This is a genomic window from Actinotignum schaalii (assembly GCF_028864145.1).
Taxonomy (GTDB): Bacteria; Actinomycetota; Actinomycetes; order Actinomycetales; family Actinomycetaceae; genus Actinotignum; species Actinotignum schaalii_B.
The window spans coordinates 1-23,870 of record NZ_JARBHJ010000037.1; the positions used below are offsets into that span (position 1 = coordinate 1).

The following is a 23,870-nucleotide window of genomic DNA, read 5'->3' on the forward strand; positions in this document are numbered from 1 at the left end:
AGTCGCCTTCCCGGGTGGGTGCGGCTGCGGTGGAACGACGACGCCGCCCGGGGGGGGGGCCGCCCCCCCCCCCCCCGGGGGCGCCCCCCCCCCCAGGGGGGCCCCGCCACTAAGTCGGCTGCTAGCCAGGTTGCTACCGCGGCTTACCGAGCGCCTTCTAGCTCCTTCTGGGCTGCGATGGCCTGGTCGAGCGCTGTCTGCAGGTTCTTCTGAGCCTGACCGTAGGCCGCCCAGTCACCGCTCTTCATCGCGCTATCGGCCTGGCCCACCGCCTGCTTCATGCTCTGCAGCGCGGCATCCAAACGCTCCTGCGGGGTGCCACCCGCGGCCGGGGCCGGGGCGGGCGCCGGCGCTCCCGGCGCAGCGCTGGGCTGCTGGGGCGCGGGCTGGGTAGGCGTCGTCGTACCGGGAGTGGGTGTGGCACCGGGCGTGCCACCCGCCGCGGGTGCCTTGCCCTCGCCGGCGGAAATATCTTCCTTGACGTTCTGCAATCCGGCGTCACCCGCCTGGGCACCCGAATCACCCCCGAAGGTCTGGTTGAGAGCCTCTTCCAGGGTGGGCGCGAAGCCGATATTCCCATCACCGAAAGCCGTGAGCACGTACTGCATGAGCGGGTAGGTAGTACCCTGCGAAGCCTGCACGTAGACCGGCTGCACATAGAGCATGCCGCCACCCACCGGGAGCGTAAGCAGGTTACCCATCCGCACCGTGGTACCGCCCGAACGCAGCAGGTTGAGCGCGCGGGAAACATTCTGGTCGGAAAGGAAGTTATTCTGCGCCTGGCCCGGGCCGGGAACCGTGAGGTCGCGCGGCAGCTCGAGGAGCCGCAGCTTGCCGTAGCCCTCGCGCTTCTCCCCCGGCGTGGATCCCGCGTTGGAATCCACCGCGAAGAAACCGGTCATGATATTACGGTCTGTCTGCCCGCCCGGGATATAGCCCGTGGATAGGGAGAATTCCGCTGAATCCTGGCCCGGCATTTGCAGCGTCAGGTAGTAGGGCGGCTGCTTGCTATCGGTTTGGGCCGCCGCAATACCGCCCGTACTCGCGGTATCCACCGCCGGTTCGTTCGGAACATTCCAGAAGTCACCACCGGAGTAGAAGGAGGCCGGGTCCTTCACGTGGTAGCGGGTGAGCAGCGAACGCTGCGTCTTGAACAGATCCTCCGGGTAGCGCACATGCGCCATGAGATCCCCGGACATCTTGTCCATCGGCTGCACCATGCCCGGGAAGATGGATTCCCAAGCCCGCAGGATCGGGTCCTTCTCATCCCACTTGTACAGCGATACTGAACCGTCGTAGGCATCCACAACCGTCTTGACGGAATTGCGGATGTAATTGACATCTTGGCCGGAGGCCGCCCCGTACATGCCGCGCGAGTTGAGAGCGTCCGTGGTGGCCGCCGCCAGGGATTCGCGTGCCGAATACGGGTAGTTATTCGAGGTGGTGTACCCGTCGATAATCCATACGAGGCGCTTGGGGGTGGCCGGATCCCCGTCCATATCCACCACGGCCGGGTAGGCCTTGGAATCAAGCGTGAGGTAGGGAGCCACCAGGCGCACCCGCTCGTGCGGGTCGCGATTGAAGAGGATCTGCGATTCGGAAGTCACGCGATCGGAGAAGAAAATATCCGTGGAGCGGAACTTGATGGCAAACATGAGCTTGTCAAAGAAGTTCCCCACCGAAGGTCCGCCGTCGCCCGTATAGGTATTGAGGACCTGCGATCCTTCCGCAGCATCGGAGGGATAGTCAATTTCCCAGGGCGCGGTGCCTTCCGGCGCACCCACAATGGAGTATTCGGGGCTGTTTTGCCCGAAGTACACGCGCGGTTCGTATTCGCCCAGCTCACCCTGGGAGGGGATGCCGTACTGGAGGAATTGCGGGGCGCCGGAGGCAGAGGTGGTATTGCCGTAGGCAGCCACCACGCCGTAACCGTGGGTGTAAACCGTGTGGTCATTCACCCAATTGCGCTGGTCCGGGCCCAGGCCGTCCAGGTTGAGTTCACGCACCGCGATAACGGTATCCCGATCAGTCTTATTGAGGTTGTAACGATCCACCGCCAGCTGCGAGGCAAAGCCGTAGTACTGGCGATTCTGCTGCATCTGGTTGAAGGTGGGCGACACGATATTCGGGTCGAGGAGGCGGATCTGCGCCGTCGATTCCGCGTCGTTACGCAGCTGCCCGGCTTCCGCATCGGTGCGGGCGTTATAGGGAATGGTCTCCACGTTATCCAGGCCGTAAGCCTTGAGAGTGGCCGAAATATTGCGGTCAATATACGGCGTTTCCATCTCGATGGCGTTCGGGGTAACGCGGAAGCGTTCCACCAGTGCCGGCCAGGCCCACCCGACCGTGGCCCCGGTGACCAGGGCCACCACCAGCCCGGCGGTAATAATCCGCCAGGAACCGCGCAGCGCCGAAATGACGAAAAGCACCGCGATGGCCAGGAAGGTGATGGCGAGGATCGTGAGCCCGGGCAGCTTGGCGTTAATATCCGTGTAGGAAGCCCCGGAGAAACGATCATTATTGGACAGCAGCAGGGTGTAGCGGCTCAGCCAGAAGTAGGCGGCCACCAGGATGAAGGCGAGCAGCCCCAGCACGGAGAAATGCACCCGGGCCCGGTTGCGCACCCGCACCTTGCCCGAATCCACCGTGACCCCTCCGTAGAGGTAGTGGCCCAGCACCGCGCCGATCGCCCCGATCACCAGCAGGGTGATGGCGAAGCTGAGCACCGATTGCAGCACCGGGAGCGTGAAGACGTAGAAAGCCACATCGCGCCCGAATTGCGGATCCGTATCCCCGAAGGGCGTGCGGAAAATCCACATGAGGTAGGTGCGCCATTCACCCGCCAGCGGTGCGCCGAAAATCAGACCGGCGAGCAGCGGGAGGCCCAGGTTGGTGGCCCAGCGGTACTTTTCTGCCGCTTTCCGGTAGTTGGCGACGCTGGGGGCCTGGATCCCTTCATCTTTCGTGCGCGCGAGGCGGAAATTCAGCCACAGCACGAAGGCAACCAGGAGGGTGCCGATGGTGCCCAGCGCGATGGTCCAGCCCCACTGGGTCCAGAACACGCGGGCCGCGCCGATTTGTTCGTACCATTTAACGTCGGTGTAAACGCCCGATCCGACGACGAGCGCCACGAGGAGAATGGCTAGAACACCCAGTGTCCACCAAAAAGCTCCCGGCGTCTCCCGCCGCAAACGGGGATGTGCGGTTGTACTCAAACGAAATCCTCAACTTCTTCCGCGGCGCACGGGCGCCCGGCCATCACTATTCCCTATCAAACATAGCGGAAAAAGCTGAGAATCGCGCGTGCGGGAACGGTTTTTTGGTACGACGACGCCGCCCGCGAACACGCCCCTACCGGCCCGCAGCCAGATCCTGGCAGGTGGGGAGTGCCGGGGTGCGCCCCGCGCCGATGGCCCGGACGGCAGCTGCGGCGTCGTCAAAATTCCGCACCGCCCAGATACGTAAGCCTTCCGGTTCGTACCCGATTGTTTCCCCGCAATTCGCGGCCGGGGCAAGGAAATCGGTGGCGCCGCGGTCGCGCGCCCCCACGATTTTGTGCTGGATCCCGCCGATGGGGCCCACCTCCCCGTTGAAGGCGAGGGTGCCGGTGCCGGCAATAACGGCGCTGCCACCCAGGGAGCCGGGGGTGAGTTCGTCGTACATGCCCAAAGCGAACATGAGGCCAGCCGAGGGCCCGCCGATGCCTTCCACCGCGTAGGTCACGGTGGCCGGGAGCTGCACATCTTCCACCGCGAGGGAAACCCCCAGGAGGGAGCCGGGGTGGACCCAGCCCGTTTCATCCGCGGGGAAAGGCGCGGTAATAATCGTGGTGGTGCCGGATTCACCGCCGCGCTGGTAGGAAACCGTCACCGTGCTCCCCGGTTCGGTGGCGTGCAGGACTTTCGAGAGTTCCCCGAAGGTGGAGACGGTGGTGGGTGCGGTGCCCGGGGCGGCAATGCCGGTAATAATATCGTCTGTTTCGAGCTGACCGGCCGCCGGAGAGCCTTCCGGAATCTCCACCACCCGCAGTTTCATGGTGACGTGGTGGCCGGCCTTTTCCAGGGCAACTCCGGCCGCGACGGTTTGGGAATTATTCATCAGTTCGGCGTTGCGGGCATCGTCTTCCGCGCTGGAAAGCGTGGGCGGATAAAGCAGGCGCACCGGCAGTAGCTGAGATTCCTGGTCAACCAACGCCCAGAGTGCGTGTGCACCCAGGGTTCCCACCTCGGGGTTGCCCGCCGCGGACACCGTGGTCATATAGAGCTGGGTATCGGTGGGATAGGTGGGCACGCCCTCCACGTTCACCAGCCGAGTACCGGCCACTTCTCCGGTCACGTCAAGGGCCGGGCCGGCCATTTCCACCGTGTAGGCACCCGGGAGCAGAAGGGCGAGGACCGCCAGGCTCGCAAAAATAAAGCCGCTGCGGCGCGCGGCCCGAGAATTGCGGCGCGCGGAACGGGGACTACCTGCCTGACCACGTTTTTTCATCACCTCTCCATCATGCCTGATCGCGCGGCTCAGTCCTACCGCTGCTCACGTGTCCCGCTGCTCACGTGTCCCGCCGCTCGCCTATCCCACCGCTCGCCTATCCCGCCGTTCGCCTATCCCGCCGTTCACGACAGCGTGCCGGTACCGCGCGGGCCCCGGCTCCTGCGCCAGGGGCGGAGGCGCCTACCCGCGCGGGCCCGCGGTGTTTTAGGCTTAGTGGTGGACCTCGAGGAGAAGAATGACTGAGAATTCACAGCCGCGTGACGAATGGGAAAAGATGCTGCGGGCAGTCCTCGGCGATGAGGCGGCCGAGGAAATCCTGCGGTCCCTCGCCCCCGGCGGCGATGCAACATCCGGGAACGGCACTGGCACCGGCACGGGCAGCGGAGCGTTCCCCGGGCTTCCCGGGATGGGCGGCGCGGCCGGCGCGGGCCTGCCGGCTGATATCGGGCTGGTGATGAATCAGATCCGCGCCATGCTCGGTTCCTCGGGTGAGGGGCCGGTCAATTGGAAAATCGGGGAGCAGGTCGCCCGGGATACCGTGAATAAATCCGGGCCGGGGCTTCCCACCGCCGCCGCGGGTGATCAGGCCCGCTCCGCGATGGACGTGGCAAGTTTGTGGCTTGACCCGGTCACGGTTTTCGATCCGCCGCGCGGCCCGAACCAGGTGTGGTCGCGCCTGGACTGGATCGCTCATTCCCTCCCGACCTTCCGGAAACTCACCGCTCCGGTAGGTGCGAACCTCGCGCGGGCTTTCGGTGAAGCTCTCAGCGCGCAGCTCGAACGCGCCCCGGAGGAGATGCGCCAGATGCTATCGGGCGGGATGCTCGGGGGGATTCCCGGCGGGCTGGAGGGGATGCTCTCCGGAATGACGGCGTCGTTACTGGGAATGCAATACGGCCAAGGGCTCGCGGAACTCGCCCACATTTCCTTCGGCACCGCGGACGCCGGTTTCCCGCTGGTGGAGGGCGAAACGGCCGCGCTGGTGCCGGCTAATATTTCGGAATTCGCCGCGGGCTTGGATGTGGATGCGCGTGAAGTTGAGCTCTACGTGGCGGTGCGCGAACAGGCCGCAGCCCGGCTCTTCTCCCAGGTACCGTGGTTGCGCAGCACGATTCTTGACGCCGTGGCCGCCTACGCCGCCGATATCGCCATCGATACCGACGCCATCGAGGAGAAGGTCCGCGAGCTCCAGCTCGATCCCGAACAGCTCATGTCCGGGCAGATGCCGGACCTGGACATGAATGAGGTTTTCGCTTTCACCCGCACCCCCACCCAGCAGGCTACGCTGGAGCGCCTCGAGCATATTGTTTCGCTGGTGGCGGGCTGGGTCAGCGCTGTCACGAGCACCGCGGTGGCGGCCCAGCTTCCCCATAGTATGAAGCTGTCGGAGGCTCTCACGCGCCGCGAGGTAACCGAAGCGCCGTCGAACCGCGTTTTCGGCCCTCTTGTTGGTTTCGATATCGCGCCGCGGCGTTTGCGTGAAGCGGCAGCCTTCTGGGCACGCGCCGCCCGGGAACGTGGCATGGAGGGGCGCGACGCGCTCTGGAAGCACCCCGATTTACTGCCGCTCCCCGAACACCTCGACGATCCGGACCGTTTCTTCTCCCCCGCGGAACAACCCTCCGCGCTGGATGAGGAGCTGGATGCTTTCCTCGCGGAGCTTCTGAGCAATAGTGATGGGGGCACGCCTTTCGGCAACGCGCCGCACGAACCGGGTTTCGGTACGACGACGCCGCACCAGGCCACCGGGGACTCGAGCACGACCGACACGTCCGGACCTGAAGGACCCGAGCAACCCGAGTGACCTGAAGGACCCACGCGCCCCGAGTGACCCGCGGGACCCGAAAGACCCGAGTGACCTGAAGAACCCGCTGTGGATAACTAAGGCAGCTCTGGGGATAATACCCGTGCCTGTGGATGGGCTTTCGCGCTGGTGCGATGCGCTTTTTATGCTGAGGCCATGGTGTTTATCAAGGTGGTCTCATGATGATTCGCTCGCCGCTGGGAGTGTACTGGTCAGATACGCATGAAGTGCAGATCGGTCTTGATCCGCGCGTCGCACTGCGGCTAACGGGGCTTTCTGTGGCGGAACAGCAGGTAGTTTCCTCCTTAGCTTCCGTCGGTACGGAAAGCGAATTCTTCGATGCGTGTAAGCGGCGCGCGGTGAGCAAGGAGCGGGCACGCTCGCTTCTGGGCACGCTTCGGGATTCCGACTTGCTAGAAACTTCCCCGCCGGGTTCCCCCGACCTGGCCTGGCGCACAGTTTTCGTTGAGCGTTTGGATGCCCTGGCGGTAGAGATCTGCACAGTTCTTGCTGCCGGTGGCCTGGGCTATATTCTCACCTCGGATACCAGCAGACCCCACGGCACTGACCACCCAATTTTCCGGCGGCCAAGCTGGCGTACATTCGCGCGGCACCAGGCACTGCAAAGTTACTTTCGCGAGCGCGGCTGGGGAACTACGGTCATCGAGGTTGCTGCGGAGGCCCATCGGGTTACGCCGCTGGGAATAGAACGGGCCGCGAAGCAAGCGAAGCACGCGAACCAAGCGGCGGCCACCGGGCGCGGAAATCGCGTGGCCGCCCAACCGGCCGGGCCTGCTTGGGAATGGGGCCGTCCCGATCTCGCGCTGGTGACCTCTTTGCAGCTACCTGATCCGCTGCGGTGTTCCCCGTGGGAAACGCAGCGCATTCCTTATCTGCTGGCCTATATCGAGGATATTGATATTCGGGTGGGCCCGGTGGTGGTTCCGGGGAGTGGGCCGTGTGCTCGGTGTTTGCTTTTCGCAGCGATGGACGCGGATCCTGCCTGGCGCTATCTGGCTCCCCAGGTATTTAGCACCCGCGGAAATGCTCCCTTCACTCCCGGGGTACCCCTCGCGGCAGCGCTCGCGGTGCACAGCGCGCTTGTAGCCCTGGGTGGGCAAGCGGACTATGCTCGGGGAACCCAGTGGGTAGTGCCGCCGCTGCCCGGTTACCCCTACCGGGTTGCGCTTTCCTCGCATGAGCGTTGCCCCTGCGAAGCAGGCCCCGCAGCGGCCTAAGAATAACCGGCCAGGAGCGCTTGCGCTCAGTGTTCGGCCAGCAGGGCGAGGATTTCCTCCCCGTAGATAGCGAGTTTTGTAGCTCCCACCCCCTTGATTTGGGCGAGTGCGTGGATGCTGCGCGGTTTTGCTATCGCGAGCGCCCGCAGCGTGGTGTCATGGAAAATTGTGTAGGCGGGTTTGCCGGTGGCCTGGGCGCGTTGGGCCCGCCAGGCTACGAGTTGCTCAAAGAGTGCCACATCTTCGGGGTAGTCAGCGGCGAATTCTTCCGCAGCGGCCCGCGAGCGCCGCCGATAGCGGGTGGCCCGCGAGGTTTCTTCCTCTTCTGATTGTGGCCACAGCCCGGTAAGGAAGCGGGAGACTTTCCGGCCCGAACGGTGCCCGGAGGAGGCGGCATAGGAAAGCTGTAAAAATTCTTGAGCCCGGGTGATTCCCACGTAGAGGAGGCGGCGTTCTTCTTCAATAGCCGCAGGTTTCTTCGCGAGGGAAATGGGCATGAGTCCTTCGCTCATCCCCACCAAGAAAACCGCTTCCCATTCCAAACCTTTAGCGGCGTGCAGGGAGGAAAGCGTAACGCCTTCCAATTCGGGAACATTCTGGGTGGCGGCGCGTTCTTCCAGTTCCACCACGAAATCAGCCATGGAGGCAGCCCGGTTATCCTCCATATCCTCCGCGAGAGTGATGAGGGCGTGGAGGGCTTCCCATTTTTCCCGCGCGGAGCCGGCAGTGGCCGGCGCTTCATCCCGCCACCCCATCTGGCGCAGCACGGTGCGCACGTTATCCGCCAGCGGGCCATGCACCCCGGAGCGTGCCGCGGCGCGCATGGCCACCATGGCTTCGCGGACATCACGGCGCGAGAAGAACTTTTCCGCCCCGCGCACCTGGTAGGACACCCCCGCTTTGGACAGTGCTGCCTCAAATTCCGCCGATTGGGCATTGGTGCGATACAGAATGGCTATCTCCGAGAGCGCGGTGCCTTCCGCGGCGAGCGCTTGGATCGCGCTCACAACTGCGGCGGCTTCCGCCCCCTCTGATTCGTATTCCCGGAAGGTAACAGGGCGCCCGGAGCGGCGCTGGGAGACCAGCTGCACCGCGCCTTCCGAAACATCATCGGCAATAACGGTATTCGCAGCCGCCACAATTTGCGGGGTGGAACGGTAATCACGGGTGAGTTCGATAATGCGAGCCCGCGGGTATTCCTGTTGGAAGCGGGCGAGGTAGGAGGAGGATGCGCCAGCGAAGGAGTAAATGGTCTGGGAAACATCCCCGACGACGCACAGATCCTTCCGGTCCCCCAGCCATAGCTGCAGCAGGCGGTGTTGGAGGGGGGAAACATCCTGGTATTCATCGACCACGAAGTGGCGGTATTGCTCGCGTATCTGGCGAGCGATATCCGCCCGATCCAGCAGGATCCCGACGAGGAGGAGGAGAACATCATCGAAATCGAGAACGCGGCGTTCGGTTTTCACTTCTTCATAGGTTTTCGCCAGCCGCGCTATATCGCTACTGAGCTGGCCGGCGACTTCCCCGCGCCCGGCCGCCAGGGCGGCTTCCGGGTAGTTATCCGGGCTGATCATCGAGACTTTAGCCCATTCGATTTCCGCGGTGAGATCGCGGATGCTCACTTTATCGGTAGGTAGACCGATCTGGCCGGCAGCCTGGGAGACCAGCCCGAATTTCGATTCGGTGATCCGCGGGATGGTGCCCCCCACCGCGGTACCCCAGAAGTAGGAGAGTTGGCGCAGCGCGGCGGCGTGGAATGTTTGGGCGGGTACAGCGCCCACCCCGAGATCCCGCAGGCGCGAACGTAATTCCCCGGCCGCGCGGGAGGTGAAGGTAACCGCCATAACGTTGTGTGGGGCATAAACCCCGCTGCGCACCCCGTAGGCGATCCGGTAGGTAATAGCCCGAGTTTTCCCGGTGCCCGCCCCGGCACGCACGCACACCGGACCGCGTAAAGCGGTAGCGACCGCGCGCTGATCCGGATCCAGAAATTCCAGCAATTCCTCGGGTGAGTCCATCGTGTTCCTCCTTGCTCTCTCAGGATGCCACACGCCCCCGACAGAAATTTTCCCCTCATCGAAACCCGTGGCGCGCCGAACATCTCGCACCTTAAGATCACTCCATGGCTGATTTCACAATGTATACAACGCCCTGGTGCGGCTACTGCCGCAACCTTTCCGCCCAGCTCAAGCGGGCCGGCATCACCTGGAACGCGGTGAATATTGAAGAAGATGAGGCCGCGGCCACCAAGGTTGCGGCTCTCAACGGCGGCAATAAAGTGGTGCCCACCCTTGAGTTTGCCGACGGCGCCACCCTGACAAATCCGAGCCTGAAAGAAGTGCAAGCGAAACTCGCTGAACTCGCCTCCCCCGGGAACTAGAGCGGCACTCGGGCTAATTATTACCAGCCCAGATAGGGCCGAATTTCGGGTCCGTACCACTCGGTGATGAGAGCCGCGGCCACCGAGGAAGGTCCGGGCAGGGTGAGGCTACCCTCGCGCAGGGCCGCATCTAATTGTGCGGCGCTGTAGAAGGCGGCATGGTCGATTTCTTCCCCGTCCACGCGCACCAGGGCATCCGCCCCACCCGCCCGGACTTCCGCCTCCGGCTCCACCCGCGCCACGTAGGCGATCATGAGGGAACGCGGGAAGGGCCAGGGCTGGCTGGCGAAGTAGCTTATCTCGCCCAGCGGAACACCTACTTCTTCGCGCACCTCGCGGCGCACCGCCGCTTCCAGTGACTCCCCCGCCTCGGCAAAACCCGCGAGTACGGAGTGCCGCCCAGCGGGCCAGCGCGCGTTATGCGCCAGCAAAATACGATCATTCGAATCAAGCACCGCCATAATGACGGCCGGGTCGGTGCGCGGAAAGACCACGTGGCCTTCCGGGCACTGCCCGCTCCAGCCGCTGCTATCCACGGTGATGCGCTGGCCGCATACCGCACACCAGCGGGTAGCACGCCAGGTATTGAGGATCGCTACCGCCGCGGTCACCAGTGCCGACATATCCGCGCTCCAGGACGGTGCGTAATTTTGCAGCGAGCCAATCCGGTAGCCCGGAGCATCCACTTCCGGGTTATCACGAGTGGGCCCACCGCCGATAACGGTGGTGAGATCGCACGCAAAATAGGGGCGCCCCGCAACTTTCCCCAGGTAAACAGTTGGTGAATCCGCGGTGGCGCGCGGGAGCTCACCGCGGCTCAAGAGGAGGGGTGCACCGTCATTATCCAGGACAGCACCCCACCCCGAAATAAGCAGATATCCCGCATTTTCCGCCAATTCCGCCAGGCGCTGCGGGTCGTTTCGGGAAAGTTCATCCCGGTCCAGATTCCCGCGTGCCAGGATTAAATCGCCGTCGTACCCCACCATCGTGCCCCTTCCGGAACCGGCCGCGTGCCGGTCGCCCTTCCACCAAAATTCTAATATCACTCTTCTGGATTCTTGCCGAACGCCGATATTTTGCGACAATACGAAGGTGACTTCATTACCGGCTACTTCCCCGACCGCATCCCGGTACGTGGCGCGCGCCTCCGAGCGTGCTCTGCCCGTCCGATTGCGGCCCGTGCGTTTGGGGGCGCACCTCACCGATACCGGGGCGGATTTTGCCGTCCTGGCTCCGCACGCGACCGCGGTTGACCTGTGCCTTATTGACCGCAGTGCCTCGGGTATGACCGAGCGTCGCTATTCCCTGCATCGGGACGCGAGTTTCACCACCTGGGTGGGGCATGTATCCGGGGTGCGCGCCGGTCAGGAATACGGCTACCGGGTCCACGGCCCGTGGAATCCCGATACCGGGATGCGTTTCAACCCCGCGCAATTCCTTCTTGATCCCTACGCGCGGGCCATTACCGGCACCCCGCGCCTGGGACCCGAATTGTACGGTCACAAAGTTAATGATGCTCTGGATCCCGTCCCGCTTCCGCCGCAGCGTGACGATACCGATTCCCTGGACGCCATGTGCCGCGGCGTCGTCACCGCACCCACGGAAACGCATATCCGCCACCCGTACACGCCCTGGTCCCATACGGTTATCTACGAAACGCACGTGCGCGGACTCACCCAGCAGCTGGCGGCGCTCCCCGAAGAATTACGAGGTACCTACGCCGGTCTGGCTCACCCGATCGTCACGAATTACTTGCGTTCCCTGGGCGTGACGGCCGTTGAGCTGCTGCCCATCCACGCGAAAATGTCCGAACCGTTCCTTACCGAACGTGATCTCACTAACTATTGGGGCTATTCCACCCTCTCTTATTTCGCTCCCGAGCCGAGCCTAGCCACCGCCACGGCGCGGGCCGCCGGCCCCTTGGCGGTACTGCAGGAAGTGCGCGATATGGTGGCGCGTCTCCACGATGCCGGCCTGGAAGTCATCCTTGACGTCGTCTATAACCACACCTGCGAAGGTGGGGTAAACGGGCCAACCGTCTCACTACGCGGTTTTGGACAAACTACCTATTACATGCAGGTGCCTAACCAGCCCGGTCAGTTTTATGACACCACGGGCACCGGGAATTCTCTGGATTTCCGGCGCACGCCCGTGCTGCAGCTCACCCTCGATTCGCTGCGCTATTGGGTCAGCGATATTGGCGTGGATGGATTCCGTTTCGACCTGGCTGCCACCCTGGCACGCCGGGGCGATCATTTCGATACCAACCATCCCCTCTACCTGGCCATGGCCACCGATCCTATTCTCTCCAACGTCAAGCTCATTAACGAGCCCTGGGATCTGGGGCCGAACGGCTGGCAAACCGGCAATTTCTTACCGCCCACCGCGGATTGGAATGACCGCTATCGCGATTCCATCCGGCAGTTCTGGGTGGCTGATCAGCGGGCAGTTGCCGGAGGCGGTCTGGGCGGGGACCTGCGCGATCTGGCAACGCGCCTGGCCGGCAGCGCCGACCTGTTCGGGCACGGGCGCTCCCCTTCCGGGCGCGGTCCGCTCGCCTCCGTCAATTTCATTACCGCGCACGACGGTTTTAGCCTCTACGACCTGGTCTCCTACGATTCCAAACACAATGAAGCCAACGGAGAAAACGGGCGGGACGGCACCGATAACAACCGCTCGTGGAATCACGGGGTGGAAGGCGAAGGCAGCGACACCGCCCCGCTTCCCGAAAACGTGCTCAGCGCGCGTACGCGGACCATGCGCAACCTCATCGGCACGCTAGTTTTCAGCGCCGGGGTGCCTATGCTCTACGGCGGCGACGAATTTGCCGATACGAAATTCGGGAATAACAACGCCTACTGCCAGGACAATCACGTGTCCTGGCTAGATTGGGATCACGAAGAATGGCAGCGCGAGCTACAGGCAACCGTGGCGTATCTTTTCCGTTTGCGTTCCGAGCACCGCGTCTTGCGCCCGAGCATGTTCTACACCGAATCGCCCTCCGGGCGCGATCACATCCCCGATTTACAGTGGTTTGCGGATACCGGTGAACCGATGCCCGAGCACCGGTGGTTCGATCCTTCGAATCGCTTGCTGCAAATGCTGCGTTCCGGTTCTGAGCGCGACGCCGATGCGCTCGTGGTCATTAACGGCTCAAATCATCACGTTCCTATCCGCTTCCCGCAGGGGCGTGGTAATCCCTTCGCGCTGGCCTGGGATTCTTCCTGGCCCACCCCGCGTTCCTCGGAGCGTATCTACCAGCCCGGGGCCTCCACCCGGGTGGAGCCGCTGACGATGCAGCTTTACTTCGCCAATCCGGAGCGGTAGCGGGCAGCTGCGCCGTCGTGCTACCCACACGCCCGCATCCCTCGTAACCGCGCGCGGCCGCGGCCGGGTGGCCGCGAAACGGAAACCGCAAGAAAAGCTGTCGCGGCGGCGCCTACAATAGACAAGCAGAGCATGCTTCCGGGAAATACGGGGCATGGTCTGGGTGTATGACTGAAGGAGCAAGGTATGAGTGTCGAGGAATCCCTCGAACGGTCCACGTCCGCCGCGTCCCTGGCGCATGCGCAGCGCCTGAGTGAGAAAATCAAGGAGAAGATCTCTACTTCTCCGGAGGAATTCCGGGTTCTCACCGGGGATCGTCCCACCGGGAATCTCCACCTGGGGCACTATTTCGGTTCGCTGCGCAACCGGGTGGAATTACAGCGTAAGGGTGTGGAAACCTGGCTTGTGATCGCCGATTTTCAGGTCATTACAGATCGCGATGGTACCGGCCCTATCCGGGAGCGGGTGCGTTCCCTGGCCACTGATTACCTCGCGGTGGGTATCGACCCGGATGCCGCGGTTATTTTCCCGCATTCAGCTATTCCCGGCCTCAACGAACTCATGCTCCCCTTCCTGTCTTTGGTGACCGACGCCGAACTGCGTCGCAATCCCACCGTCAAGGCGGAACACGAGGCAACCGGCGGGCGGCCCCTGTCCGGGCTACTGCTCACCTACCCGGTGCACCAGGCCGCGGATATTCTTTTCTGCAAAGCCAATCTGGTACCGGTGGGTAAGGATCAGCTCCCCCACCTCGAACAGGCCCGCGTGATCGCTGATCGTTTTGAGGCTCGCTACGGCCGCCCGGCCGGGCGTGAAACCCCGGTGTTCCCGCGCCCGCAAGCCCTGCTTTCCGAAGGCACCTCTATTTTGGGGCTGGATGGCGCCAAGATGAGCAAATCGCGCGGTAACACCATCGAAATCGGTATGAGCGCGGATGAAACCGCCAAGCGCATCAAAAAAGCGGTCACGGATTCGGATCGGCATATTACCTACGATCCGGAAAACCGCCCCGAAGTGGCGAATCTGCTGCTGCTGGCTTCGCTGGCGCAGGGGCGGCCCGCCGCAGAGATCGCGGATGAAATTGGCGACGGCGGGGCCGGAACTCTGAAGAAGATCGTCACCGAATCAATTAATGAGATGTTTGCCCCTATCCGGGCTAAGCGCGCCGAGCTCGTCAAGGATCCCGGCTACGTAGATGGGATTGTGCGCCGGGGCATTGACATCGCCAATGAGCGCGCCAATAAGACGCTCGCGGAGGTGCGTGAGGCACTCCAGATGGTGTATTAGCGCGCCGGCCAGCCTGGTCGCGGAACGCTTCCCAGCACTCGGCGGCTACCGCCTAACACAAAAAGCAACACCAACTACATTAAGAAACCAATTTCGTGAGCTGTGGTTGCATTTTGTGCGCGTAGTCGCCAGGACGTTGCTTTTTGCAGGCACGTCATGGCGGGAGGTTACATTTTGTAGACCTCCACGTCAGGACGTTACTTTCTGCGAACCCAATGACGGAACTGACCGACCAGTATTCCACCGGCTCGCAAAGTGGTACTGGAGCTACAGCCAGCACCCGGTTTTCTGCCGTGCAGTACCACTCTGTTAGGCCCGGTGTTCTCCAGTACCATTACACCGGACACAAGAGGCGTGCACTACGCGATCCCGTTCAGGAGTTGTGCTTTGGTCGCTCCGTAAACAAGGTCAAGAACAAGGGCAAGAACAAGGGCAAGGACGGGGGCACTTTTCCCGAGGTGTACTTCGCATGTACAACAAATGCAGTACAGCTCGACAAACACATAGTGCCTCCCGTGGCGCCGGACCGAAGCTCACGCATACGACGACGCAGCCAACCTGCCATGCGTCCACCCCCGCGGGCCGGTGTGCCAGAAGCCCGGAAACCTAATAGGATTGGGCTTGTGAGCATCCTTACACAGACGCATCATCGGCTCGTGCGTCGCCGCTCGAGCCGTGGGGTTGCTGCCGCTTGCACGCACTCCCGCCATATGTCGCCCGAGGATACGAGGAGATAAGCCATGTCCATTGAACCGACGACGCCCGCGAAGAATTCGGCATCCACGCCCGAAAAGAAGCCGGCAACCACGCCCGCGGCCCCGAAGCCAGCCGCCGCGGAGTCCGCCACCGCGAAGAAGCCAGCAACGGCAAAGGCAGCGTCCCCGAAGAAACCCGCGGCCACCCGGCGCTCAACGAAGAGCACCACCGCGGCAAAGTCCACAAAGGCCTCCGGATCGGCAAAAAGCACGAAGACCTCCGCAAAAGCCCCCGCGAAGACCTCCGCGAAAACCCCCGCGGCACAAACCACCGCTACGTCCCCAGCCTCCCCTACCACGCACGGCCGTGCAAACGCCGAAGGGTACCCGCCGGCTTTCCCGCAGGCACCTGTGGCCCCGGCCCCCGCCCCGCGGGCCAATATCGCCCGCATCCCGATTATGGATGTGACACCCTGCGTGCAAAACGGCTCGCTGGCCGCTAAGGGAACCGTGAATGAAGCTTTCCCGGTGCAGGCCACCGTCTGGCGCGAAGGGCACGATCTTTTCGGCTGTGAAGCCGTCCTCGTTGATCCGCAGGGTCGCGAAGTTCAGAGCGCTCCCATGGTCCTGGTACGCCCGGGCCTGGGACGTTACGAAGGCTGGCTCACCCCCACCGCACCTGGCGATTGGGCTTTCTTCGTGCGTTCGTGGTCGGATCCCTTGGCCACCTGGCGTCATACCGCCGAAGCGAAACTCCCGGTCGGCCAGGATATTGACCTGGTGTTCCTCGAAGCCGAGCAGCTACTCAAGAGAGTGGCGAAGCTGCTGCCGCGCGGCTCACAAGACCGGCCGGCGATTAATGACGCTATCGACGTCGTTCGAAAAAAGTCCATCCCGGCTTCGGTACGTTTCGCGGCCGTAACCTCCAGCGTCGTCGAAGATATTATCCACCGCTATCCGGTGCGCGATTTCGTGAGTGAATCGGCGCGCTTCCCCCTCGCCGTGGACCGCGAACTTGCCCTGCACGGCGCGTGGTACGAAATGTTCCCGCGCTCGGTAGGAGCGTGGCGCGACGACGAAGGCACCTGGCATTCCGGGACCCTGCGCACCGCAGCCGAAGATCTGCCCCGCATCGCCTCCATGGGCTTTGACGTGGTGTACCTGACCCCGATTAGCCCGATTGGCCTGACCGATCGAAAGGGGAAGAATAATTCGCTGATCGCCCAGCCCGGTGAACCCGGCTCCCCCTACGCCATCGGCAGTGAGGCGGGCGGGCATGACGCCATCCACCCGGATCTGGGCACTTTCGAGGATTTCGATGCTTTTGTGGCCGCCGCCCGGGATCTGGGCATGGAAGTTGCCCTCGATATTGCGCTGCAATGCTCCCCGGATCACCCGTGGCTGCACGAACACCCCGAGTGGTTCTTGCACCGCCCGGACGGTACCATCGCTTTCGCAGAAAATCCCCCGAAGAAGTACCAGGATATTTACCCGCTCAATTTTGATGATGATCCGGAAGGCATCTACCAGGCGGTCAAGGGCGTGCTGGAAACGTGGGTTTCGCACGGGGTTACGCTGTTCCGGGTGGATAATCCGCACACCAAGCCGGTGAGTTTCTGGCAGCGGCTCCTGGCCGAATTCCGCCAGACTCACCCGGAGGTTATTTTCCTGGCCGAGGCTTTCACCGCCCCGCCGATGATGCGGGGCCTGGGCGCGGTAGGCTTCCACCAGTCCTACTGCTACTTCGCGTGGCGTAATGAAAAGAAAGAAATCGAGGACTACCTGTGGGAGGTGGGCCGGGAATCGGATGCGATGTTGCGTCCCACTTTCTGGCCGACGACGCACGATATCCTCACCCCCTACCTGCAGCATTCCGGCCCGAACGGGTGGAAAATCCGCGCGATTTTGGCGGCAACGGGCTCGCCCACATACGGGATTTACTCCGGGTATGAATTCGTGGAATCGGAGCCGCGCGGCAGCTTTGAAGAAATGAATAATAACGAGAAGTACGAATACCGCCCGCGGGATTACAGCCGCGACCCCTACGGTATCCAAGGGCTTCTCACCCGTCTCAATGAGATCCGCAAGGAGCACGTGGCCTTCCAGCGCCTGCGCGGGATCACCATTAATCCCACGTCGAACCCGAATATTTTGTGCTTCACGAAGGTGGCGCGCCCGGAGGAAACTCCTTCGGGAACCGCGGACCGGGTGATTGTGGTGCTCAACCTCGACCCGCACACCACCCAGGAAGCGGAAATCTCTCTGGATATGTCCGCTTTCGGTACCTTCGATGCTAGCGGCCTACCGCGGGGCGAGGCACCCGAGCATATTGAGGTGGTGGATGAGCTGGGCGGCGGGCACTTCCAGTGGAATAACCGGCCCTTCGTACGCCTCAACCCCTTCACTACCCCGGCGCATATCCTCTCGGTAAAGGCCTGATTGCATGTCCCTTCCTTCCCTCAATGCCGCCACGTCCGGGCCTCGCGTCGCCCAGTCCGAACACCGCGGGCTCAGCGATGATCCGGAGTGGTACCGCCACGCGGTGTTTTACGAGGTTCTGCTCAAGGCTTTTGGGGATACCGATGCTGATGGCGTCGGTGATATTCGCGGCCTTATCGCGCACCTCGATTACATCCAGTGGCTGGGGATCGACTGTATCTGGATCCCGCCGTTCTACCCCTCCCCGGGGCGGGACGGCGGGTACGATGTTGCCGATTACACCGCCGTGGATCCCCGCTACGGCACGATGGATGATTTTCGGGAGCTTATCGATCAGGCCCACCGGCGCGGCATCCGCGTGATTATCGATATTGTTATCAACCACACCTCCGCGGATCACCCGTGGTTCCAATCCTCCCGCGCGAATCCGGAAGGGCCCTACGGGGATTTCTACGTGTGGTCAGATACCGATAAAAAATATGAGGATGCCCGAATTATTTTTGTGGACACCGAGGTATCGAATTGGACTTTCGACCCGGTGCGCAAACAGTATTTCTGGCATCGTTTCTTCTCCCACCAGCCGGATTTGAATTTCGATAATCCCAAGGTGCACGAGGCGGTCCTCAACGTTTTCCGTTTCTGGTGCGAACTGGGGGTAGACGGGCTGCGCTTGGACGCTATCCCCTACCTCTATGAGCGGGAAGGTACGAATTGCGAAAACCTTCCGGAAACGCACGCGTTTATCGCGAAGGTGCGCCGGGTCCTCGACGAGGAATTTCCCGGCACGCTGTTGCTGGCGGAAGCTAATCAGTGGCCGGAAGACGTCGTCGAATATTTCGGGACGGAAGAAGCGCCCGAGTGCCACATGTGCTTCCACTTCCCCGTGATGCCGCGTATCTATTACGCCTTGCGCGACCAGCGTGCCACCGCGATCCGGGAGATTCTGGAGCGCACGCCCGCGATTCCGGCCGGGGCCCAGTGGGGTACTTTCTTGCGTAATCACGATGAACTCACCCTGGAAATGGTGAGCACGGAGGAACGTGCCCTCATGTACGGCTGGTATGCCGATGATCCGCGCATGCGAGCCAACGTGGGGATCCGCCGCCGCCTCGCCCCACTGCTGGGGAATTCCCGGGCGGAAATTGAGCTGGCGCACGCACTGCTACTTTCCCTGCCCGGCTCGCCCTACCTCTACTACGGGGACGAAATCGGGATGGGCGACAATATCTGGTTGCCTGATCGTGACGGCGTGCGCACCCCCATGCAGTGGAGTCCGGATCGCAACGCCGGTTTTTCCACCGCGGATCCGGGTCAGCTCTACCTGCCGGCTATTACTTCGCTGTCCTATAACTACCAGGCGGTCAACGTGGAATCGCAGCTGGCACAGCCGGCTTCGCTGCTCCACTGGGTTCACGGGATTCTAGAGGTGCGGCGCGGGCACCCGGCCATGGGCTCGGGTGATTTTGTGCTGCGTGAAGCGAATAATGACGCGATCCTCGCTTTCACCCGTTCCTGCCCGGAGGAGACCATCCTCTGCATCATGAACCTGGCCAATACCCCGCGTGCCGGGCGCATTGAGCTGCCTGATTACGCCGGTTGGTTGGTCACGGATGTATTTGGCGGGGCCGGTTTCCCGGAGGTTCGCGCCGATGGTAGCTACGACGTAACGCTGGGCAGCCGTGATTTCTTCTGGCTCAAACTGGATGCACCTGGACAGGCGCAGCCCGGCCCGGTAGAGGGCGCCCGAGCGGAAGAAAGCGGAGAGCAGGTGGACTTCGCGGCGCTATCCCGCCCGGCGCAGGTGGATGCGGCGCTGCCGGCGCCTGCGGGAGCGGCACCTGCGGGAGCGGCACCTGCGGGAGTGGCACCTGCGGGAGTGGCACCTGCGGAAACGCCCGCCACTGCGGACAGCGCAGCGCGTGACGAAGGGAGCGTAGCGTGAGCTGGGATATCGGTGAGCAGATGCCGGAACTCGAGGCGTGGATGCACGCCCGGCGCTGGTACCGGGGCGAGCCCCACCCGCTCTACCTGCGCGCCCGTGCCGACTTTGCATGCGGAGCAGAGTCCTTCACCCTCACCTGGTGCATTATCGAAGCCGGGGCCGTACTTTATAACGTCCCGCTGCTCCTTGCCCCCGATACCGTGGCGCCAGCCGCACCCTTCCCTAGCAAAACCGCCCTGGTTACCCGCGCCCGCGGCCACGTTATTTTCGATGCGACGACGCATCCTGCCGGTCAGCATTTCCTCTTCGAGGCTGCCACGGGCCAGCCGGGCAGCAAACCTAGCATCAAGTCCCCGGCGGCCAGCAACGCGGGTAACCGGCCCGGCGCGAGCACCCTCCACCTGGTCACCCGTCCGGCCGGCTTCCCGGGCAGCTACCGCAGTGCCCGACCGCTGAGCGGCGAGCAATCCAATAGCTCGATTATTTACCAGACCAGCACCGTACCCCTCATTATCAAGCTGTTTCGGGTGCTGAGCCCGGGGGCGAACCCGGATGTGGAATTGCAAGCCGCGCTTTCGGATACCGGCACAGTCCCCGCGCAATGGGGTTCGGCAGCGCTCGTGGGTGGCCCGGCCGCAGCGGGCAGCGATGTGCTGGTAGCGCAGGAATTCCTCACCGGCGCCCACGACGCCTGGCGCGTGGTCACGAGTTCCTTCCCCGCCGCGGATTCGCCCGGCCCGGATACTTCGACTGCTGCCGCGGATGTGCCCGCGCCGAATTGCCCGCCCGCCGCGCCGGATCAAGCCGCCGCGCTACTGGGCGATTTCGCTGAGCGTATCCGCGAGCTGGGAGCCCTGACCCGCGCGTTCCACACCGCGCTCGCCACCCGACTCGGCACCACCGCGGCGACGCCGCAGCTGCGCGAAGCGCAGCTGGCCAGCTGGCAGTCCCGCGCCCGCGCCGCCCTGGCGGCAGTCCCGGAGCTGGAAAACCACAGCGCGCACATCACCGCAGTTTTCGCCGCTGCCGCAGCCACCCCCTGGCCGGCCCTCCAGCGCATCCACGGGGACTACCACCTCGGGCAGGTTGTGGATGTGCCGGGGCGTGGCTGGGTGGCCCTCGATTTTGAAGGTGAGCCCCTGCGCCCGCTCCCCGAGCGCGTGGCCCCCGACCTCGCCCTGCGCGATGTGGCCGGCATGCTGCGTTCCTTCGATTACGCCGGTGGCCAGGGCGAACGCGATGGCCAGCCCGCCTCCCGCATGCGCGCGTGGACCCGCGCCGCGGAAGTTGCTTTCCTATCCGGCTACGGCGCGATTCCCGCCGCGCACCGGCCCCTGCTGCGCGCCCTCCTCCTGGACAAGGCACTTTACGAAGTTGTGTACGAGGTCAATCAGCGCCCGGACTGGATCGATCTCCCCCTGGGCGGAGTCCACCGCCTGCTCGAGAACTAGCAGATCCGCAGGTCAGCCCGCCGCCCCGCGGCGGGCTGCGGCGTCGTCGCCCTTCGCACACCACCACCCACGCCCGCCACCTCCTCCGCACCCGGCCCGCGCACTGTCCACGGCAGGCAGCCGCGGCCCGGGATCGCGCATCTTTCAGGTATCCTGGGATATGTAGATAGTCGCGCGGTACTTCCCGGAAATTCCGCGATGCCGCTTGGCAGGACACAGCACATCACCGGCGCGCGCGGGTGGTTTCCCGCTCTGACCGCCTACGCTCCATCGTGCAGAGAGGCACACATGTCTGATTACGTAGAAGTTGATGAAGGCACGCTCGAGGCTGTTTCCAAGGGTTGGTACTACGCACCCCACGATGTCCTCGGGCCCCATTCCAACGGCAGCACCGTCACCATTCGCACCATTCGGCGGCTCGCGGATGCGGTATTTATTGAAACGCTGGACGGGCGGGTGCCTGCCGTACACGAATACAACGGAATTTGGCGCGCGGTGCTCGACACCCCCAACGTGCCCGATTACCGGGTGGTGGCCTCCTACGGGGGTGTGGAAAGCCGCGGGGATGACCCGTACCGTTTCCTGCCAACCCTGGGTGAAACCGATATTTACCTCATTTCGGAGGGGCGCCACGAAGAATTGTGGAACGCATTGGGCGCGCATGTGCGCCATTTCCCCTCCGCTCTCGGGGACGTGACGGGCGTGGCATTCTCGGTATGGGCTCCCAATGCGCTCGCCGTGCGGGTGGTCGGTGATTTCAACGGCTGGGATGGTTCGCTGCACGCGATGCGCTCCCTGGGCAGCTCAGGGCTGTGGGAACTCTTCGTACCGGGCGCCGGCGCGGGGGCGCGCTACAAGTTTGAGATCCAGTACAAGGATCTGAGCTGGCACCAGAAGGCCGACCCCATGGCTCGCTACAGTGAAACCGCGCCGTCCACCGCCTCCATCGTCACCGAATCCACTTACGAATGGAACGACGACGCTTGGATGGCCCAGCGTACCGATCCGGCGTCCGGGCCGGTTTCCATTTACGAAGTCCACCTGGGTTCGTGGCGCAAGGGGCTGTCCTACCGGGAGCTCGCTGACCAGCTCATCGGGCACGTCAAGTACTGCGGCTTCACCCACGTGGAATTCATGCCTGTGGCGGAGCATCCTTTCACGCCCTCGTGGGGCTACCAGGTGACCGGGTACTACGCCCCAACCTCGCGCTACGGCACCCCCGATGATCTGCGCTACCTCATTGACCGGCTGCATCAGGCCGGGATCGGGGTGATTACCGACTGGGTTCCCGCGCATTTCGCCACCGACGAGTGGGCGCTGGCCCGTTTTGACGGCCAGGCGCTTTACGAGGATCCGAATCCGCAGCGCGGCTCGCATCCGGATTGGGGCACCCTGGTCTTCGATTTCGGGCGCCGCGAAGTGCGCAACTTCCTGGTCGCCAATGCGCTGTACTGGCTGGAAGAATTCCATTTCGATGGAATCCGCGCGGACGCCGTGGCCTCCCTGCTCTACCTGGACTACTCGCGGGAAGCCGGGCAGTGGCAGCCCAATATTTACGGTGGCCGGGAAAACCTCGAGGCGATTTCCTTCCTTCAGGAAGTCACCGCCACCGCCTACCGGCGCAACCCCGGCGTCATGATGATCGCGGAAGAATCCACCTCCTGGCCGGGCGTCACGGCGATGACGGATAGCGGCGGGCTGGGCTTCGGCCTCAAGTGGAATATGGGCTGGATGAATGACACCATCCGCTACTTCGAGGAAGAACCGGTCAATCGGCGCTGGCACCACGGGGAAATCACTTTCTCCATGGTCTACGCCTATTCGGAGAACTACCTGCTGCCCCTCAGCCACGACGAAGTGGTACACGGCAAGGGCTCGCTCTACCAAAAGATGCCCGGGGACGACTGGCAAAAGCGCGCCGGCGTGCGCGAATTGCTCGCTTACCAGTGGGCGCATCCGGGTAAGCAGCTACTGTTCATGGGCCAGGAATTCGGGCAGATCCGCGAATGGAACGACGACGCATCTCTCGACTGGTGGCTAACCGACCAGCCCGAACACGATGGCATCTTGTCCCTTGTCAAAAGGCTCAACGAGATCTACGTGGATCACCCGGCCCTGTGGAGTGATGATTTCACCCCGCACGGATTCGAGTGGATCGACGGCTCGGATGCCGATAATAACGTCATTACTTTCCTGCGCCGCTCCGCGGATGGCAAGGATGTCATTGTGGTGGCCTGTAATTTCGCGGGTATCCCCCACCACGATTACCGCATCGGTTTGCCGGCTGGGGGCACCTGGAAGGAAGTCCTCAATACGGACGCGGTGGAATACGGCGGTTCCGGGGTGGGCAATCTCGGGGAGGTCCACGCGGAGGAGATCGGCTGGAATGGCCGGCTCTATTCGGCACCCGTGCAGCTACCCCCGCTCGGGGTGGTCTACCTGCACCACGCGCCGGAGGAAGAAGTTGCGGGTGTTGATACCGCCGGCGCGGACGCGGGCGCAGAACTCGCGGGTATTGGCGCGGGCGCAGATCGCGGCCCAGCCGCCGCCGACCACACCGAAACCGAAACATCCGCGAATCGCGAGGCCGAAGCGGAGGAATCCGAGGCAGCCGCGGCTGCCTAGCGCAGCACCTCAAGCAGTCGCTTAAAATAACCGCCTCGGCGCGCGCCGCGTACTAGCTCCTTCGCGGCGGCGCCTGGCAGCGGCGCAACAGTGGGCCCGGGGGTTGCGTATTTGGTCTCACGGGCCCCCCCGCTTTGCTCAAAAAAAATTGTTTTGGTTTTTAATCCAACAAACCCATTTATTTTTTT

14 protein-coding genes are annotated in these 23,870 nt (G+C 63.2%); 9 read left to right on the top strand and 5 right to left on the bottom strand.

The window, feature by feature from the left end:
* Positions 1–143 precede the first annotated feature (143 nt).
* Together PWJ82_RS08045 and PWJ82_RS08050 are read right to left on the bottom strand one after the other, a co-directional pair.
* The gene (locus PWJ82_RS08045; RefSeq protein WP_274732458.1) at positions 144–3,215 is read right to left on the bottom strand and encodes a UPF0182 family protein; all 3,072 of its coding nucleotides are present in this window, start codon (positions 3,213–3,215) and stop codon (positions 144–146) included.
* Between the two features lie 136 nt (positions 3,216–3,351).
* Positions 3,352–4,488 (bottom strand): YlbL family protein, encoded by a 1,137-nt coding sequence (locus PWJ82_RS08050; RefSeq protein ID WP_274736158.1) that lies wholly within the window; start codon positions 4,486–4,488, stop codon positions 3,352–3,354.
* Positions 4,489–4,726: 238 nt separating this feature from the next.
* Here PWJ82_RS08050 and PWJ82_RS08055 point away from each other — a divergent pair, with 238 nt between their 5' ends.
* Together PWJ82_RS08055 and PWJ82_RS08060 are read left to right on the top strand one after the other, a co-directional pair.
* Entirely contained in the window at positions 4,727–6,295 is a 1,569-nt protein-coding gene (locus PWJ82_RS08055) for a zinc-dependent metalloprotease (protein WP_016441697.1), read from the top strand.
* A 179-nt stretch (positions 6,296–6,474) separates the two neighbouring features.
* A complete protein-coding gene (locus PWJ82_RS08060; protein WP_016441698.1) occupies positions 6,475–7,533 on the top strand; it encodes a hypothetical protein in 1,059 nt (352 codons plus the stop codon).
* Positions 7,534–7,559: 26 nt separating this feature from the next.
* On the opposite strand, the gene PWJ82_RS08065 is transcribed toward PWJ82_RS08060, so the two are convergent.
* Positions 7,560–9,554 carry an ATP-dependent helicase gene (locus PWJ82_RS08065; protein WP_016441699.1) on the bottom strand — a complete coding sequence of 665 codons (1,995 nt, stop codon included), beginning with the start codon at positions 9,552–9,554 and terminating at the stop codon, positions 7,560–7,562.
* Positions 9,555–9,658: 104 nt separating this feature from the next.
* Here PWJ82_RS08065 and PWJ82_RS08070 point away from each other — a divergent pair, with 104 nt between their 5' ends.
* A complete protein-coding gene (locus PWJ82_RS08070) occupies positions 9,659–9,916 on the top strand; it encodes a mycoredoxin (RefSeq protein WP_016441700.1) in 258 nt (85 codons plus the stop codon).
* 20 nt (positions 9,917–9,936) lie between these two features.
* On the opposite strand, the gene nudC is transcribed toward PWJ82_RS08070, so the two are convergent.
* Entirely contained in the window at positions 9,937–10,962 is a 1,026-nt protein-coding gene (nudC, locus tag PWJ82_RS08075; RefSeq protein ID WP_231366634.1) for an NAD(+) diphosphatase, read from the bottom strand.
* Positions 10,963–11,008: 46 nt separating this feature from the next.
* On the opposite strand from nudC, the gene glgX reads away from it, so the two are divergent.
* From glgX to glgB, 6 genes are all read left to right on the top strand, one after another.
* Positions 11,009–13,243, top strand: a complete 2,235-nt coding sequence (gene glgX, locus PWJ82_RS08080) for a glycogen debranching protein GlgX (protein ID WP_274736162.1) — start codon at positions 11,009–11,011, stop codon at positions 13,241–13,243.
* A 186-nt stretch (positions 13,244–13,429) separates the two neighbouring features.
* A complete protein-coding gene (gene trpS, locus PWJ82_RS08085) occupies positions 13,430–14,530 on the top strand; it encodes a tryptophan--tRNA ligase (protein ID WP_274736164.1) in 1,101 nt (366 codons plus the stop codon).
* 740 nt (positions 14,531–15,270) lie between these two features.
* A complete protein-coding gene (locus tag PWJ82_RS08090; protein ID WP_274736166.1) occupies positions 15,271–17,664 on the top strand; it encodes an alpha-1,4-glucan--maltose-1-phosphate maltosyltransferase in 2,394 nt (797 codons plus the stop codon).
* A 4-nt stretch (positions 17,665–17,668) separates the two neighbouring features.
* Positions 17,669–19,606: a maltose alpha-D-glucosyltransferase gene (treS, locus tag PWJ82_RS08095; protein WP_274736167.1), complete on the top strand. Its 1,938-nt coding sequence runs from the start codon at positions 17,669–17,671 to the stop codon at positions 19,604–19,606.
* On the top strand, positions 19,603–21,057 hold the full coding sequence (locus PWJ82_RS08100; RefSeq protein WP_274736169.1) for a hypothetical protein: 1,455 nt from the start codon (positions 19,603–19,605) through the stop codon (positions 21,055–21,057). Before treS ends, PWJ82_RS08100 begins: the two co-directional genes overlap by 4 nt.
* Positions 21,058–21,345: 288 nt before the next feature.
* Positions 21,346–23,682: a 1,4-alpha-glucan branching protein GlgB gene (glgB, locus tag PWJ82_RS08105; protein ID WP_274736171.1), complete on the top strand. Its 2,337-nt coding sequence runs from the start codon at positions 21,346–21,348 to the stop codon at positions 23,680–23,682.
* On the opposite strand, the gene PWJ82_RS08110 is transcribed toward glgB, so the two are convergent.
* On the bottom strand, positions 23,679–23,870 hold a 192-nt coding region (locus PWJ82_RS08110), incomplete at its 5' end, for a hypothetical protein (RefSeq protein WP_274736172.1). The genes glgB and PWJ82_RS08110 overlap by 4 nt on opposite strands.